Annotated in this window: 13 protein-coding genes; 10 read left to right on the forward strand and 3 right to left on the reverse strand. The window is 73.9% G+C overall.

What is annotated here, in order from left to right:
- Nucleotides 1–72 precede the first annotated feature (72 nt).
- The 3 genes from ACIBFB_RS19240 to ACIBFB_RS19250 are packed head-to-tail and all read left to right on the forward strand — an operon-like array spanning nt 73 to nt 3,121.
- Entirely contained in the window at nt 73–939 is an 867-nt protein-coding gene (locus ACIBFB_RS19240) for an ABC transporter substrate-binding protein (protein ID WP_397231903.1), read from the forward strand.
- Nucleotides 936–2,090 (forward strand): MFS transporter, encoded by a 1,155-nt coding sequence (locus ACIBFB_RS19245; RefSeq protein WP_397231905.1) that lies wholly within the window; start codon nt 936–938, stop codon nt 2,088–2,090. Before ACIBFB_RS19240 ends, ACIBFB_RS19245 begins: the two co-directional genes overlap by 4 nt.
- Nucleotides 2,087–3,121 (forward strand): LacI family DNA-binding transcriptional regulator, encoded by a 1,035-nt coding sequence (locus tag ACIBFB_RS19250; protein ID WP_397231907.1) that lies wholly within the window; start codon nt 2,087–2,089, stop codon nt 3,119–3,121. The genes ACIBFB_RS19245 and ACIBFB_RS19250 overlap by 4 nt, the downstream gene beginning before the upstream one ends.
- 45 nt (nt 3,122–3,166) lie before the next feature.
- Here ACIBFB_RS19250 and ACIBFB_RS19255 read toward each other — a convergent pair whose 3' ends face one another.
- Nucleotides 3,167–4,564, reverse strand: a complete 1,398-nt coding sequence (locus tag ACIBFB_RS19255) for a CitMHS family transporter (protein ID WP_397231909.1) — start codon at nt 4,562–4,564, stop codon at nt 3,167–3,169.
- Nucleotides 4,565–4,742: 178 nt separating this feature from the next.
- On the opposite strand from ACIBFB_RS19255, the gene ACIBFB_RS19260 reads away from it, so the two are divergent.
- Nucleotides 4,743–6,380, forward strand: a complete 1,638-nt coding sequence (locus ACIBFB_RS19260) for an ATP-binding protein (RefSeq protein ID WP_397231911.1) — start codon at nt 4,743–4,745, stop codon at nt 6,378–6,380.
- Nucleotides 6,365–7,054, forward strand: a complete 690-nt coding sequence (locus tag ACIBFB_RS19265) for a response regulator (RefSeq protein WP_397231913.1) — start codon at nt 6,365–6,367, stop codon at nt 7,052–7,054. The genes ACIBFB_RS19260 and ACIBFB_RS19265 overlap by 16 nt, the downstream gene beginning before the upstream one ends.
- Here the strand turns inward: ACIBFB_RS19265 and ACIBFB_RS19270 are convergent.
- Nucleotides 7,036–8,340, reverse strand: coding sequence for an MFS transporter (locus ACIBFB_RS19270; RefSeq protein WP_397231915.1), 1,305 nt, complete (start codon nt 8,338–8,340; stop codon nt 7,036–7,038). The genes ACIBFB_RS19265 and ACIBFB_RS19270 overlap by 19 nt on opposite strands.
- Before the next feature lie 145 nt (nt 8,341–8,485).
- Nucleotides 8,486–9,214 (reverse strand): IclR family transcriptional regulator, encoded by a 729-nt coding sequence (locus tag ACIBFB_RS19275; protein ID WP_397231917.1) that lies wholly within the window; start codon nt 9,212–9,214, stop codon nt 8,486–8,488.
- 111 nt (nt 9,215–9,325) lie between these two features.
- Between ACIBFB_RS19275 and ACIBFB_RS19280 the strand changes: the two genes are divergently transcribed.
- The 5 genes from ACIBFB_RS19280 (at nt 9,326) to ACIBFB_RS19300 (ending at nt 14,672) form a co-directional block, all read left to right on the forward strand.
- On the forward strand, nt 9,326–10,408 hold the full coding sequence (locus ACIBFB_RS19280) for a cupin domain-containing protein (RefSeq protein ID WP_397231919.1): 1,083 nt from the start codon (nt 9,326–9,328) through the stop codon (nt 10,406–10,408).
- Nucleotides 10,405–11,241, forward strand: coding sequence for a fumarylacetoacetate hydrolase family protein (locus ACIBFB_RS19285; RefSeq protein WP_397231921.1), 837 nt, complete (start codon nt 10,405–10,407; stop codon nt 11,239–11,241). The genes ACIBFB_RS19280 and ACIBFB_RS19285 overlap by 4 nt, the downstream gene beginning before the upstream one ends.
- A complete protein-coding gene (locus tag ACIBFB_RS19290) occupies nt 11,234–11,956 on the forward strand; it encodes a maleylpyruvate isomerase family mycothiol-dependent enzyme (protein ID WP_397231923.1) in 723 nt (240 codons plus the stop codon). Before ACIBFB_RS19285 ends, ACIBFB_RS19290 begins: the two co-directional genes overlap by 8 nt.
- A gap of 37 nt (nt 11,957–11,993) precedes the next feature.
- Nucleotides 11,994–13,100, forward strand: coding sequence for an NAD(P)-dependent alcohol dehydrogenase (locus ACIBFB_RS19295; RefSeq protein WP_397231925.1), 1,107 nt, complete (start codon nt 11,994–11,996; stop codon nt 13,098–13,100).
- A gap of 78 nt (nt 13,101–13,178) precedes the next feature.
- Nucleotides 13,179–14,672 (forward strand): aldehyde dehydrogenase family protein, encoded by a 1,494-nt coding sequence (locus ACIBFB_RS19300; protein WP_397231927.1) that lies wholly within the window; start codon nt 13,179–13,181, stop codon nt 14,670–14,672.
- The last annotated feature ends 4 nt before the right edge of the window (nt 14,673–14,676 follow it).

The raw sequence follows: 14,676 nt of genomic DNA on the forward strand, positions 1-14,676 counted from the left end.
GAAGTACGCAATCGATTGCGTAATCAGCAGCATGCGGTTAGATTCATTGCTTGTCAAGAGAGGAATGATCGGATGCAATCGAATGTGCTGAAGGTGGGAACCCTCAGTCCTTCCGTGGTACTGCGCGTCGGACGGCGCCTGGGACTCCTGGACGTCGAGGAGCAGCCGCAGTCCTCGTCGCCCGAGCAGTTCCGCGCCCTGCGCGACGGCCGGATCGACGCCGCCGTCACCAGCCCCGACAACGTCGTGGCCTACCGCTTCGTGCGCGACAACCCGCTCGGCGCGACCTTCGACGCGCGGATCGCGGCCCCGGTCGACCGCGGACTCGGTCTCGGTCTGTACACGCGTCCCGGTCTCGCGGGCCTGGGCGGGGCGCTGGTCGGCGTCGACGTCCCCGACTCCGGGTACGCCTTCGCCCTGTACCGGCTCCTGGAGTCCCACGGTCTGCGGCCGGGCGGCTTCCGGGTGACCGCGCTCGGAGCCACGCCACGGCGGCTCGCGGCCCTCCTCGCCGGAGAGTGCGACGCGACCATGCTCAACGCGGGGAGCGAACTGCGGGCCGAGGACGCGGGCGCGACCCGTGTGTCGGGTGTCGCCGACGTGTGCGGCCCGTACCTCGGCTCGGTTCTGGCGACCGTCGGGGGGCGGGACGTGGAACGGCTCGCCGCCGGGTTGCGGGAGACCGCCGAACGACTGGTCGGCGGTGCGGTCGACGCCCTGGCCGCCGAGGAGGCCGCCGCCGCGCTCGGGCTGCCCGGTCCGCTGGCGGAGCGCTACGTGCGGCGCCTGAAGTCACCCGTGGAGGGGCTGGTGGCCGGAGGATCGGTCGACATGGACGCGATGCGCACGGTCGTGGACCTGAGGCGGCGCCACCGTCCCGACCCCGCGCTGGCGGACGCGCTCGACCCCGCGCGAGGGCTCGTCCAGGCGCGCGCATGACCCCTCTCCGACTCCGGGTGGTCCCGTTCGTCAGCATGCTCGACCGGTTCGCGATGCCCCCGATGATGGTCACGATCGCGTCCAGCCTGGGCGTTCCGCTGTCCTCGGTGGTCCACGCACTGGCCGCCTACGTGCTGGCCTATGGGCTGACCCAGCCGGTGTGGGGACTGTTGTCCGACCGGTTCGGCCTGGTCGGGACGGTCCGGGTCGCGCTGGCCCTGGCGGGGGCGAGCGCGGTGGCCTCGGCCTTCTCCGGATCCGTGCTCGCGCTGGGTCTGACCCGCGGGCTGGCGGGGGCCTGCTTCGGAGCCGCGATCCCGGCGAGTCTGATCTACGTGGGCGACACCGTGCCCTCCCGGCGGCGCCAGCACGAGGTCGCCCGGCTGATGGCGGGCGTGGCCGTGGGGACGGCGCTGGCCTCGGTCGGCGCTGGGGCGCTGGCCGAACACGGTTCCTGGCGGGCCGCCTTCGTTCTGACGGGGGTGGCCGCGATCGCGCTGGCCGCGGCCCTGGGCGGACTCCCCCCGCCGACGGCGCCGCGAAGGCGGCAGGGACTGGTGGCGCCGATGCGCGCGATCGTCCGGTCCCGGCCCACCCGGCTGGTCCTGGCCCTGGTCTTCGTCGAGGGGGCGGTCCTGCTCGGCGCGCTGACCCTGCTGCCCGCCGCGGTCGAGTCGGCGGGGGCCGGCGCGTCGGTGGCCGGGGCGGTGACGGCCGCCTACGGTGTCGCGGTGCTCGTGTGCTCGCACGTGGTGGGGAGGATCTCCGGGTGGATGCACCCCTGGCGGCTGATCGCGCTCGGCTCCGCGGCCGCCGTCCTGGCGTGCGGGCTCGTCACGGTGGCGCGCTCGCCGGCCACCGCGCTCGCCTCGGCCGGGCTGCTCGGCGTGGCCTGGACCTTCATGCACTCGACCCTCCAGACCTGGGCGACCGAGGTGTTGCCCGGGGCGCGGGCGATGGTGGTCTCGGCGTTCGCCGGAGCGCTCTTCCTCGGCGGCGCCGCGGCCCATACGCTCACGGGCGGCCTCGCCGAGGCACAGCGGTACGCTGAGATCTTCGGCGGGGTGACCGTACTGGCGATACCCCTCGGGTTGTGCGCCGTGCTGGGCCGCAGACGGTGGAGACCTTCAGAAGGAGACGTTGGGCCATGACCCCTGACCGGCCGGGCCGACCGACCCTGCGTGACGTGGCCGACCTGATCGGAGTCCATCCGACCACGGTGTCCCGTGCTCTGAACCCCAAGAGCCGGTCGCAGGTCGGGGCCGAGACCGTGCGCAGGGTGGAGAAGGCCGCCAAGGAGCTGGGATACCGGCCCAACCCGATCGCGCTGAGCCTGAGGACCGCGCGGTCCGGGAGCGTCGGGGTGGTGATCCCCGATCTCACCAACCCGTTCTTCCCCCCGATCGTGCGCGGCGTCGAGGCGGCCCTGGAGCCGCGCGGCTACGACGCGTGGATCGTCAACACCGACAACGACCCCGACCGCGAGCGCGCCCGGATCGAGTCGCTGCGCTCGCGCCGGGTCGAGGGGCTGATCATCGCCACGGCGCAGCTGGACCACCCGCTGCTCAGGGAACTCCACGACGAGGGCGTGCGGATGGTCCTGGTCAACCGCAAGGTCTCCGCGCCGGCCATCCCGTGCGTGACTCCCGACGATGCCGCCGGGATCGAACTGGCCGTACGGCACCTGGCCGGACTCGGCCACACGCGCGTCGCCCATGTCGCCGGTCCGGGTCACACCTCCACCGGCCGGACCCGGGCGCGCGCCTTCCGGCACGCGGTCCGCGACCTCGGGCTCGACGACGACCCCGCGCCGGTCGCCGAGGCCGCGTCCTGGACCGAGGCCGCCGGCGCCGACGCGCTGCGCGGGCTGCTGGACCGCGGCCCGCTCCCCACGGCGGTCGTGGCGGGGAACGACCTGCTCGCCTTCGGATGCTACGACGTCTTCGCCGAACGCGGCCTGTCCTGTCCCGGGGACGTCAGCCTGGTGGGTTTCAACAACATGCCCTTCCTCGACAAGCTCCACCCGCCGCTGACCACGGTGGGCGTGCCCCACCACGACCTGGGGGCGGAGGCGGCGCGCATGCTGCTCGACTCGATCGAGGAGCCCGCCCACCGACCGCGTTCCCTGCTGCTGCCCGTGGACCTGGTCGTCCGCGGCTCCACCGCCCCGCCCCCGGTCTGAGCGGCCGCGGGCGCGGAGGGCGCGGCCTCCGGCGCGGCCGCGTCCTCAGACGCTGACGACCCCCATGGCCACGGCGCCCGCGAGGGCGGCCAGGCTGAAGGCCCACATCCACGGCAGCGAGTAGCGGATGTGCCTGCCCAGATCGACCCCCGCGAGCCCCACGCCCAGCCACAGCGAGGCGTTGAACGGGCTGATGTAGGTCCCGATGATGTTGCCGACGATCACCGCGTAGGCCACCGACAGCGAGTCGCCGCCGTGCGCCGTCACCGTGCTCTCCACCAGCGGCAGCAGGCCGAAGTAGTGGGCGTCGGTGCTCAGCACCAGCTCCAGCGGGAGACCGAGGACCCCGACGACCAGGTGCAGCTGGGGCACGACCGCGGCGGGAAGGACCCCGACCAGGTCGGCGGCGAGCGCGTCGAGCATGCCCGTGCCCTCCAGCGTGCCCAGGAACGTGCCCGCCGCGAGGATGATCGCCCCGGTGCCCAGTGCGCTCGCGGCGTGCGCTTTGATCCGGTCCATCTGCTCGGAGACCCGCGGATAGTTGGCGACGAGCGCGACGCCCAGTCCGACCATGAACACGTACCCGGACGGCAGGATGCCCCAGACCAGGACCGCCAGGACCGTGACGATGAGCGCGACGTTGACCAGCGGGCGCCGCACGCGCGGCCGGGGCTCCCCGCCGGTGTCCGCGGCGTCCCCGTCCTCCCGCACCGGGTCGCCTGCGACCGTGGTCGGCGCCCCCGCGTCGGAGCCCGCACCGGACGGGCTCCCGGCGCCGCCCCGGGCGCCGACGCCCGCGCCCACGGGTGCGACGGCTTCGTCCAGTCTCCGGATCCTCCGCTTCTCCCTCAGTCCCAGCACCACCGCCATCACGATCAACAGGACCAGGCAGTACGCCTGCACCGGGATCAGACCGCGCCAGAGGTCGACCGGGTCCATGCCGAGGACCACGCCCGCCCGGCCGACCGGTCCGCCCCAGGGCAGCATGTTGAGGATGCCCATGCTCGTGCCCATCAGCAGCATGAGCAGGTACGGGCTCATCCGCATGCGCTGGTAGACGGGCAGGAGCGCGGGGAGGCAGATGAGGTAGGTGGTCGACCCGGCCCCGTCGAGATGGCACACGGCGGCGAGCAGCACCGTCCCGACGGCGACGGCCACGGCGTCGCCCCGCGCCAGCCGGACGACGGCGTCGACCAGTGGCCGGAAGATCCCCGCGTCGTTCATCACGCCGAAGAACAGGATGGCGAAGATGAGCATCACGGCCACGTCGAGGACCGAGCCCACACCGGACTCGAAGAACGCGCCGATCTCGCCCGGCGTGAAGCCCGCCGCGAACGCCCCGAGGAGGGGGACGATCGACAGCGCCACCACCGGGGCGACCCTCCCGGAGATGAGGAGAGCGGAGACGCTGACGATGACGGCCGCTCCTATGACGGTGAGCATGGCTCCTCCGTTGTGTGTGTCGTCGGCCGCTCACCGAGGTTGTCGGGAGGTTGCGCGGCCGTGTCCGATAGGTTGAGCGACACTGTCCGCCCCCGGTCCGCGCGACCGCGCGCTTGTGTTCCCAAAGGGCCTATTGGTCGTATGGGTCGCTCCGGGAGAACGAGGGAACCCCCGCCTGATGCGCCCCACACTGACCGGTCGGCTGTTCGCCGCCAACACGCTGCTGTTGACCGCGGTGCTCCTCGGAGCCGGCGTGCTGTGGACCGTGCATCTGGACGAGGTGGTGGAACACGGCTACGAGCAGCGCACGCTGAGCCTGGCCAGGACGGTGGCGGTGGCGCCCGGGGTCGCCGAGGCGCTCGACGGCCCCGCGCCGGAGGAGGTCCTGGTTCCCCTGGCCGACAGCGTGCGCGCGGCGTCCGGGGCGCGCTACGTCGTCTTCGTCGACGACGACGGGATCCGCCGCGCCCACCCCGACCCCGACGAGATCGGGCGCCGTCCCGCCAACGACCCGGGGCCGATCCTGGCGGGACAGACGTGGACCGGTGTCCGGCGGGGTCCGGCCGGGCTCACGCTGCGGGCACGGGTTCCCGTGCGCGACGCCGACGGTGACGTCGTCGGCATGGTCAGCGTCGGGTACCTGGCGGAGGAGGTCGGCGAGGCGTCGGCCGAGGCCCGGCGGATCGCCCTCCTGACGCTGTCCGCGGCCCTCCTGCTGGGCGCCGGCGTCGCCTACGCCATCTCCCGGCGCATCCGCGCCAGGACGCACGGTTTGGAACCCGAGGACATCACCGCGCTGTTGGAGGGCCGCGAGGCCCTGCTGCACGCCATCCGCGAGGGCGTGGTCGGCCTCGACGAGGACCGCGTGGTGCTCGCCAACGTCCCCGCCCGGCGGATGCTCGGCCTGCCCGACGACTGCGTCGGCCGCGCACTGGCCGAACTCGACCTCGACGAGCCCCTCCTGCGCCTGCTGCGCGGTCTGGACGGGGGCGAGGACCGCTTCGTCGCGGTGGGCCCGCGTGTCCTGGTGTGCAACCGCAGGCCGGTGCGGTCCCCCGACGGCGGGGACAGGGCGGTGGTCACCCTGCGCGACAGCACCGACCTCGTCCGGCTCAGCCAGCAGTTGAGCGGGGCACGCACGGTCACCCGGGGCCTGCGCGCCCAGCGCCACGAGTACGGGAACCGGATCCACACGGTGGCGGGCATGCTGGAGCTGGGCGCCGTGGACGAGGCCCGCGACTACCTCGCCGAGCTGTCGGGGGCGCACACCCGCGCGGGCGCCGAGGCGGCCGAGCGCGTCGGGGACGTGGCGTTGGCGGCGTTGGTGCTCGCCAAGTCCGCGCAGGCGAGCGAGATCGGCGCACGGCTGGAGCTGTCGCCGATGACCCGGGTGCCGCGGGAGCTCGACCGCCGCCTGCGCGACGACGTCCTGCTCGTCGTCGGTAACCTGGTCGACAACGCTCTGGACGCGGCCGGTTCGGGCGGCCGCGTGGAGCTTTTGGTCCGCCTGCACTCCTGCGAGGAGAGCGGCCTCGCGGACGGGCTGGTCGAGGTCCGGGTGGCCGACTCGGGCCCGGGCATCCCGGCGGACCGGATCGACGAGGTGTTCACCGCCGGGTTCAGCACCAAGGACCCGGGGGCGGGTCCGCGTGGTCTGGGGCTCTCCCTGGTCCGCCAGGCGTGCGCGCGCTGGGGCGGCCGGGTGGAGGTGGAGACCGACGAGGAGACGGTGTTCGCCGCCTATCTTCGCCCGCACGGTCCCGCGGCCGGCGCGGGCGCCCAGGAGAGGACGGACGTGTCGTGCCCAAGGCCGTGATCGTGGACGACGACGCCCGGGTGGCGCACAACCACCGGGCACTGGTGGAGACGGTTCCCGGGTTCGAGGTCGCCGCGGTCGTGCACGGCGCGGCGGCGGCCATGCAGGCGGTGCGCGACCACCGTCCCGACCTCGTGCTCCTGGACCTGTTCCTGCCGGACGGGTCGGGCCTGTCCGTGCTCGACGGACTGCGCTCGGCCGAGCGCGACGGAACCGTCCCCCACGTGGACGTCCTGGTCGTCTCCGCCCTGCGCGACGCGGAGTACGTCCGGGCCGCGCTGCACGGCGGTGCGCTCCACTACATGGTCAAGCCGTTCGCGATGACCGAGCTGCGCGACCGCCTGGAGCGCTACGCGGCGGCGAGGCGGAGGCTGGCCGCGATGGTCGAGGCCAGCCAGAGCGATATCGACGGTGTGCTGGGACTGCTGCGCCCCGGCAGCGCGTCCGCGCCGCCCAAGGGGTTGTCCGCGGCGACCGTCCGTCTGGTGACCGAGGCCCTGCGCGACGCGGACGGCGACCTGTCGGCCGCCGAGGTCGCCGAGCGCACGGGGATCGCCCGGGTGACCGCGCGACGCTACCTGGAGCACCTGTGCGCGGACGACCGGGCGGCCCTGCGGTTGCGCTACGGGTCGGGGGGACGACCCGAGCACCGCTATCACCTCGTGCGCGCCTGAGCCTTCGGGGTCGGCTCCGCCGCGACGGGTCCGGGGGTCCCGAGCTCCCGCTCCCTCAACGGCACCGCCGCGAAGAAGACCGCGGACAGCGCGGCGGACACGGCGAAGGCCGCGAAGACCGCCACGGGTCCCAGGGCGGCCTGGAGGATCCATCCCCCGACCAGCGGCGCGGCGATCGCGCCGATCCGGCCGAAGCCGGACACCCAGCCCAGGGCGGTGGCCCTGATCCGACGGGGATAGGTCGCCGACACCGAGGCGTTCATCATCGTCAGCGCCGACTGCGCGCCGACGCCGGCCAGCGCCGTGCTCGCCAGCAGGGCTCCGGTACCCGCCGAACCGAGCAGGAGGGCGACGACGGAGCAGGCGGTCAGCGCCGCCGCGACGGCCGCGACGAGTCGGGGACGGCCCAGCCGGTCCGCGGCAGCGGCGAGCACGAAGGAGCCCAGAACGGCGCCGAGGTTGAGGATCAGGGTGAACCGCAGCGCCGAACCGAGCGGGTAGTCCATCTCCCGCATGAGCTGGGTCAACCACGTGTTGAGGCCGTACCAGGTCAGCAGGATGGTGAAGTTGGCCAGGACGAAGAGCAGCGTGGCCGCGCCCCGGCGGCCGACGAGGAGCTCCCTCGTGACCGTGCCCCGCGGGTGCGGGGCGGACACGGGGTGGGCGTCCCCGTGCGCGCCGGACTCCGGAAGCCGCCACAGGACCAGGGCGAGCACACCGACGGAGAGGGCCGCACCGACCGCGAACAGTCCGCGCCAGCCGAGGAGGGGGAGCCAGAGCGCCGCGGTCAGAGCGGCGATGGAGCCGCCGACCGGGATGCCGGCGAGCACCAGGGTCACGATGAGGGAGGCGCGCCTCCGGGGGGCGAACTCCTTGGTCAGGGCGACCACGGACGGCATCACGCCCCCCATGCCGACGCCGGCCAGCAACCGCAGGGCGCCGAACTGCCAGGGCGCGGTGGCGACGGCGCACGCCCCGGTGCACACGGTGAAGACGGCGATCGAGGCCAGGATGAGCCGTCTGCGGCCCCACCGGTCCGAGAGGTGGCCGCAGACCAACGCGCCGACCAGCATGCCGACGTAGGCGAGGCTGCCCAGCATCCCGATCTGCCCGGCGTTCATCCCCCAACCCGGTTCGGTGCTCAGGGACGGCAGGGCCACACCGTAGACGATCAGGTCGTAGCCCTCCACGGTGATGGTGGCCGTGCACAGCGAGGCGACGGTGAGGACGGGCGCCGTTCTGACGGCCGGCGCCGCGTCGGCGGACGGGGTTGGGGACTCGGGCATGCGGATCGACCTCCGGAAGGAAGGGGGCGCGGGGCGGACGGCCGACCGTCGCGAAGGGCCCCGGCCTGAACGCCCCTCAGTAGATCCAGGGGTTCGACCTGCGACAATCCACAAGGAGGAGAAATTCCTCACACAGGAATCAGGGTCACAGATGGCCCTCCATTCTCCGCACGGCGACCCTCAGCACCGCCGCGACCTCCTCGAAGCGGCTCCGCGGCAGCCGGAGGGAGGGCGCGGACACCGCGAGCGCGGCGACGGCCCGGCCGCCGGCCTCGTGGACGGCCATGCCGACGGCGGTGATACCCCGCTCGGTGGCTCCGCTGTTGACGCCGTAGCCGATGCGCCGCACCTCGGCCAGGGCGGCCCGCAGGGCGGCGGGGTCCTCCCCGGGCGGGCGGGCTCCGTACAGCTCGTCGATCTCGGCGGCGCCGCACTCGGCGAGCAGGGCCTTGCCGCCCGAGGCCAGGTGAGCGGGGAGGGTCCCGCCCGCGCGGGAGCTGACGCGCAGGACGTGCGAGGCCTCGACGCTGTGCAGGAACCGGACCCGCGTCCCGTCCCTGACCATCAGCTGCACCGTCTCGTTGAGCTCGGTGTTGAGCCAGAGCATGTGGGGGCGGGCGGTCTCGATCAGTTCGTAGTCGGTGCGCTGCGACTCCCCGAGCCGGTAGAGCTCCGGCCCCGGGCGGTAGGCCTTGTCCGCTCCCTGGACGGCGAAGCCCCGGGCGCGCAGCGTCGACATGAGGCGGTGCGCGGTGGAGCGGGCGATGCCCAGGTCGTCGGCGGCGTCGCTGAGCCGGACGCGCCCCTCCTGGCGCAGGAGGACGAGCAGTCGGAGGGCGTTGTCCACGGACTCCAGAGCAGGTGAATTCCTCATGGAAGAATTCTATGAGATATCTAGTTCACTGGAAAGAAAACCGGTCGTAGCGTCGGAGACGTCCAGAGGGTTGCTCCCCACCGGACCTCGACGATTGGAGCGCAGTCGGCCATGACCGCACACGACCCCCGCCTCGACACCCTGCACCGGGACTTCGACGACCACGGACTCATCCCGCTGTGGACCCAGCGCGAGGACCTCATGCCCACCGTGCCGCGACCGTCGGCGGTGCCGCACCGCTGGCGTTGGAAGGAGCTCTACGAACTCGCCGCCCGCGCGGGCGAACTCGTCCCGGTCGGACGCGGCGGCGAGCGCCGCGCGATCGCCCTCGCCAACCCGGGACTGCCCGGTCTGCCGCACGCCACCGCGACCCTGTGGGCGGCTGTCCAGTACCTCGGTCCGCGCGAGGCCGCCCCCGTCCACCGGCACGCGCAGAACGCCTTCCGCTTCGTCCTGGAGGGCGAGGGCGTGTGGACGATCGTGGACGGGGACCCCGTCGCGATGCGCCGCGGCGACCTGCTCCTGACCCCCGGATGGGCCTGGCACGGCCACCACAACACCACCGACCGTCCGATGGCCTGGCTCGACGGGCTGGACATCCCGCTGTCCAACGCCCTGAACACGGAGTTCTTCCAGTTCGGACCGGGCGAACTGGAGGATCGGTCCACCCCCGTGCACTCCCGCGGCGAACGGCTGTGGGGCCACCCCGGGCTGCGTCCCCTCGGCGGCGAGACGGTCCCGCACAGATCCCCCCTGGCGGCCTACCGCTGGGAGCACACCGACGCCGCTCTCGCGGCCCAGCTCGAACTGTCCGACGAGGGGCACCCGGGAGCCGTCGCCCCCGGCCACGCGGCGGTCCGGTTCGCCAACCCCGCCACCGGCGGCGACGTGCTCCCCACCCTCCGGGCCGAGATGCACCGGCTTCGCCCCGGAACCGGCACCGCGCCCTCCCGCGAGTCCGCGAGCTCGGTCTGGCAGGTGTTCCAGGGCAGCGGCGTCTTCCACCTGGACGGCCGGCCGCACGAGGTCGAGCAGGGCGACCTGGTCGCCGTTCCGAGCTGGACCGAGGTCCGGGTCGAGGCCCGCGCGGAGCTCGACCTGTTCCGTTTCGGGGACCAGCCGGTGAGCGAGCGCCTGCACCTCTACCTGACCGACGCCACCAACCCCGCCACCGCCCCGGGAGGCAACCGATGAAGCTGGCCACCATCCGCGTCCCCGGCGGCACCGCCGCCGTGCGGGTCGACGGCGGAACCGCCACGGAGACCGGGCACGGCGACGTGGGCGCGCTCCTGCGCTCGTGCAGGTGGCGCCAGGTGGCCGAGGCCGCCCGGGGCCGCACCCACCTGACGGCGGACCTGGAGTACGCCCCGGTCGTGCCGAGGCCCGGGAAGATCGTCTGCGTCGGCCTCAACTACCGCGACCACATCCTGGAGATGGGCCGTGCGCTGCCCGAGTTCCCGACGCTGTTCAGCAAGTACCCCGAGGCGCTGATCGGCGCGTACGACGACATCGTGCTGCCCGCCGAGTCCGAGGCGATCGACTGGGAGGCCGAACTCGCCGTCGTCGTGGGGACGCGCGTGCGCCGGGCCGATCCGGCCGCCGCGGCCGCAGCCGTCGCCGGCTACTCCGTCCTCAACGACGTCACCGCCCGGGACTGGCAGTTCCGGACCCCGCAGTGGCACCAGGGCAAGACCTTCGAGGCCACCACCCCGTTCGGTCCGTTCCTGGTCACCCCGGACGAAGCGGACGCGGCGTCCGGCCTGGCCCTGACCGGCGAGGTCGACGGGGAGACGGTCCAACGGGCCGACACCTCCGGCCTGGTCTTCGACCCCGCCGCGCTGATCCGCTACGTGTCCCGCATCGTCACGCTCCAGCCCGGGGACGTGATCGCCACCGGGACACCGGGAGGCGTGGGGCACGCCCGCACACCCCAGCGCTACCTCGCCGACGGGCAGGTGCTCACCACCCGTGTCTCCGGGGTCGGCGAGTGCCGCAACACGGCACGGAGGGAGAGGACCGATGGCTGACGCCCAGGCAGCGCCCCTGCGGGAACTCGCCTGGGCCCGTGCCGGCTCCCGACTGCTCCGCGAGCGGCTCGACGAGCTCGGACCGGTCGCGGCCGAGGGCGCCTCACTGCTGCCGGGCTGGTCCCGCGCGCACGTGCTGACCCATCTCGCGCGCAACGCCGACGCCCTCGCGAACCTGCTCACCTGGGCGCGCACGGGCGCCGAGACCCCGATGTACCCGGACCCCGCCACGCGTCGGGAGGACATCGAACGGGGCTCCAGACGTCCGGCGTCCGAGGTCCTCGCCGACGTCCTGGAGTCGGACGCCCGGCTGCTCGCGGCCGCCGACGCCCTCCCCGACGCCGCGTGGCGGGCCGCCGTCCGCAGTGCCCTGGGCCGCACCGTCCCCGCCGCCGAGGTCGCGTGGCTGCGCACGCGCGAGCTGTGGATCCACCGGGTCGACCTCGGCACGGGCGACGACTTCGACGGCTTCCCCCCGGATCTGCTCGACGCCCTGCTCGAGGACGTGAGCCGGGGGATCGGCGCGAAGGAGGACTGCCCGCCGCTCTCACTGCGCCCGGACGACCGGGACCGGACCTACCGGATCGGCCCCGGCGGATCCGTCGCCGAGGAGGTCACCGGGTCCGCGGGCGCGCTGTGCGCCTGGCTCGCCGGGCGGGACACCCCGGCGGCGCGCACGGTCACGGCCGCCGCGACGGTGCCCCCGTGGCTGTGAACGCCGGCCGCGGACGGCCCAGGAGAGGAGTGGGGACATGGTGACCGCCGCTGTGGTGGAGGAACGGGGAGGGCCGTTCCGGCTGACCCGGGTGGAGTTCGACGATCTGCGGCCGGACGAGGTGCGGGTCCGCGTGCGCGCCGCGGGCGTGTGCCACACCGACCTCGCGGCCCGGGACGGGAGGACGCCCTTCCCCCTGCCCGCCGTGCTCGGCCACGAGGGCGCGGGGGTGGTCGAGGAGATCGGATCCGCCGTGACCTCGGTCGCCCCCGGGGACAGGGTCGTGCTCAGCTTCCCGTCCTGCGGCCACTGCACCGCGTGCCGGACCGGCCGACCCGTGCAGTGCGACCACTGGGTGCACCTCAACCTGCTGGGCGGATCACGGCTGGACGGGTCCTCCCCCGTCCGGCGGCCCGACGGGCGTCCCCTGCACGCCCACTTCTTCGGCCAGTCCTCGTTCGCCACCCACGCCACCGCCCCCGAGCGGGGCGTGGTACGGGTCGAGTCCTCCGCCCCGTGGCAGGCCCTGGCCCCGCTCGGGTGCGGCACGCAGACCGGGGCGGGCACCGTCCTCAACGTGCTCCGACCCGAGCCTGGGACGAGCCTGGTGGTCTACGGCGCCGGAGGAGTGGGCCTCGCCGCGGTCCTGGCCGCGCGCCTGACGCCCGTGACGCAGGTGATCGTCGTGGACCGGATCGCCGAACGCCTCGCCCTCGCGACCTCGCTGGGCGCGACGGCGACCGTCAACGCGGTCGGGCAGGACGTCTCCGAGGCGGTCGCCGAACTCACCTCGGGGCGCGGCGCGGACTACGTGCTGGAGAGCACCGGGGTACCGGCCGTCCTGCGCCAGGCCGTCGACCTGGTGGCCGTCAACGGCAGGGTCGCCGTGGTCGGGGCGCCGCCGTTCGGCAGCGAGGTGAGCCTGGACGTCCCCTCGATGCTGACGCGCAACCCCACCGTCATCGGGGTGAACCAGGGGTTCAGCGTGCCGCAGAGGATGATCCCCGCCCTGGCGGCCCTCCAGGACGCCGGACGCTTCCCCCTCGAACGCCTCGTCACCGCGTTCGCCTTCGAGGAGATCAACGACGCCGCGACCGCGGCGGAGAACGGAGGCGCGGTCAAACCGGTCCTGCTGATGGACTGACCCGCCCCGCGCACGCGGCCGGCGACGGGCCGCCCCAGCCCCCCACCCGCCAACCCACCCCCGTACGAGGAGACCGCCATGACCACCGCGCACACCACTCCCACCGCCGACGCACGGCACTGGATCAACGGCGCCTGGGCCACGTCGACGAGGGTCACACCCTCCACCAGCCCCCACGACGGGAGCGTGCTCGACCACTACGCGGACGGCGGAGAGGCCGAGGCCCGCGCCGCGATCGCCGCCGCGCGCGCCGCGTTCGACACGGGCGACTGGGCCCGGGACCGGGCCTGGCGCGCCCGGGCACTCAACGAGCTGGCCGACCGGACGGCCGAACGCCGCGACGAACTGGTCACCCTGCTGGCCAGGGAGAACAGGAAGATCCTCGCGGAGGCGGCCTTCGAGGTCGATCTCGCCATCCCCAAGCTGCGGTACTACGCGGCCCTCGCGCTGACCGACTCCGGACGGTCCGCGGAGGTCGGACCCGGCCTCTACTCCATGACCCTCCGCCAGCCCGCGGGCGTGGCCGCCGTCGTCACCCCCTGGAACTCCCCCGTCGTCCTGGCCGTCCGGTCCTTCGCCCCGGCCCTGGCGGCCGGATGCGCGGCGGTCGTGAAGATGCCGGGTCAGACGGGACTGGTCAACGGTCTGCTCAACGAGGTGGTCGCGGCGACCGGGAGCCTGCCGGACGGGGTCCTCAACCTCTTCACCGAGTCCGGGAGCTCCGGCGCGCGGGCGCTGGTCGCCGCCCCGGACGTGGACGTCGTCAGCTTCACCGGCAGCACCCGGGTCGGACGCGCGATCATGGCGCAGGCGGCCGAGACCTTGACGCCGGTCTCACTGGAGCTGGGCGGCAAGACCCCGATGATCGTCTTCGACGACGCCGACCTGGACGCGGCGGTGCCCGTCCTGACCAAGGCCGTCACGACCTTCGCCGGCCAGTTCTGCATGACGGGCAGCCGTGTGCTCGTCCAGCGCGGAGTCGCCGACGAACTCCGCGCCCGGCTGACCGCGTCCCTGTCCGGCGTCCGCCTCGGCGCCGGTGACGATCCGGAGTCGGAGATCGGCCCCATGATCGACCGGGAGGCGGTCGCGCGCGTGGACGCCGAGGTCGGTGCGGCGATCGCGGACGGCGCCCGCCCCCTGCTCCGGGGCGGGCCCCTCACCGGGGACGATCCCGACGCCGACCGGCTGGCCGGAGGCGCCTACTACCGTCCCGCCCTCCTGGAGGTCTCCGACCCGGAGGCGGCGATCGTGCGGAGGGAGGTGTTCGGTCCCGTCGCGACCTTCGAGGTCTTCGAGTCCGAGGAGCGGGCCGTCGCCCTCGCCAACGCCACCGAGTTCGGCCTGGCGGCCTCGGTCTGGACCAGGGACGCCGACCGGCCGCTGAGAGTCGGACGGGAGTTGGACGCCGGAACGGTGTGGACCAACACCTGGGCGGTGGTCCACGACCAGTTCGAGGAGGGCGGCTTCAAGCAGAGCGGGGTGGGACGGCTCAACGGACCGCGCGGCATGGAGGAGTTCCAGGAGACCAAGCACCTCGTGCGCACGGCCCCGCGCGACGCCCGCCGTTGAGCCG

It is taken from the genome of Nocardiopsis sp. NPDC050513, from assembly GCF_044457925.1.
In the GTDB taxonomy this organism is placed as follows: Bacteria; Actinomycetota; Actinomycetes; order Streptosporangiales; family Streptosporangiaceae; genus Nocardiopsis.

What these genes read in the sequence shown, in the direction of transcription:
- ACIBFB_RS19260 (WP_397231911.1), top strand. Translation starts at nt 4,743, where the DNA reads ATGCGCCCCACACTGACCGGTCGGCTGTTCGCCGCCAACACGCTGCTG.
- ACIBFB_RS19245 (WP_397231905.1), top strand. Translation starts at nt 936, where the DNA reads ATGACCCCTCTCCGACTCCGGGTGGTCCCGTTCGTCAGCATGCTCGAC.
- ACIBFB_RS19270 (WP_397231915.1), bottom strand. Translation starts at nt 8,340, where the DNA reads ATGCCCGAGTCCCCAACCCCGTCCGCCGACGCGGCGCCGGCCGTCAGA.
- ACIBFB_RS19280 (WP_397231919.1), top strand. Translation starts at nt 9,326, where the DNA reads ATGACCGCACACGACCCCCGCCTCGACACCCTGCACCGGGACTTCGAC.
- ACIBFB_RS19255 (WP_397231909.1), bottom strand. Translation starts at nt 4,564, where the DNA reads ATGCTCACCGTCATAGGAGCGGCCGTCATCGTCAGCGTCTCCGCTCTC.
- ACIBFB_RS19250 (WP_397231907.1), top strand. Translation starts at nt 2,087, where the DNA reads ATGACCCCTGACCGGCCGGGCCGACCGACCCTGCGTGACGTGGCCGAC.
- ACIBFB_RS19275 (WP_397231917.1), bottom strand. Translation starts at nt 9,214, where the DNA reads ATGAGGAATTCACCTGCTCTGGAGTCCGTGGACAACGCCCTCCGACTG.
- ACIBFB_RS19285 (WP_397231921.1), top strand. Translation starts at nt 10,405, where the DNA reads ATGAAGCTGGCCACCATCCGCGTCCCCGGCGGCACCGCCGCCGTGCGG.
- ACIBFB_RS19290 (WP_397231923.1), top strand. Translation starts at nt 11,234, where the DNA reads ATGGCTGACGCCCAGGCAGCGCCCCTGCGGGAACTCGCCTGGGCCCGT.
- ACIBFB_RS19240 (WP_397231903.1), top strand. Translation starts at nt 73, where the DNA reads ATGCAATCGAATGTGCTGAAGGTGGGAACCCTCAGTCCTTCCGTGGTA.
- ACIBFB_RS19295 (WP_397231925.1), top strand. Translation starts at nt 11,994, where the DNA reads ATGGTGACCGCCGCTGTGGTGGAGGAACGGGGAGGGCCGTTCCGGCTG.
- ACIBFB_RS19300 (WP_397231927.1), top strand. Translation starts at nt 13,179, where the DNA reads ATGACCACCGCGCACACCACTCCCACCGCCGACGCACGGCACTGGATC.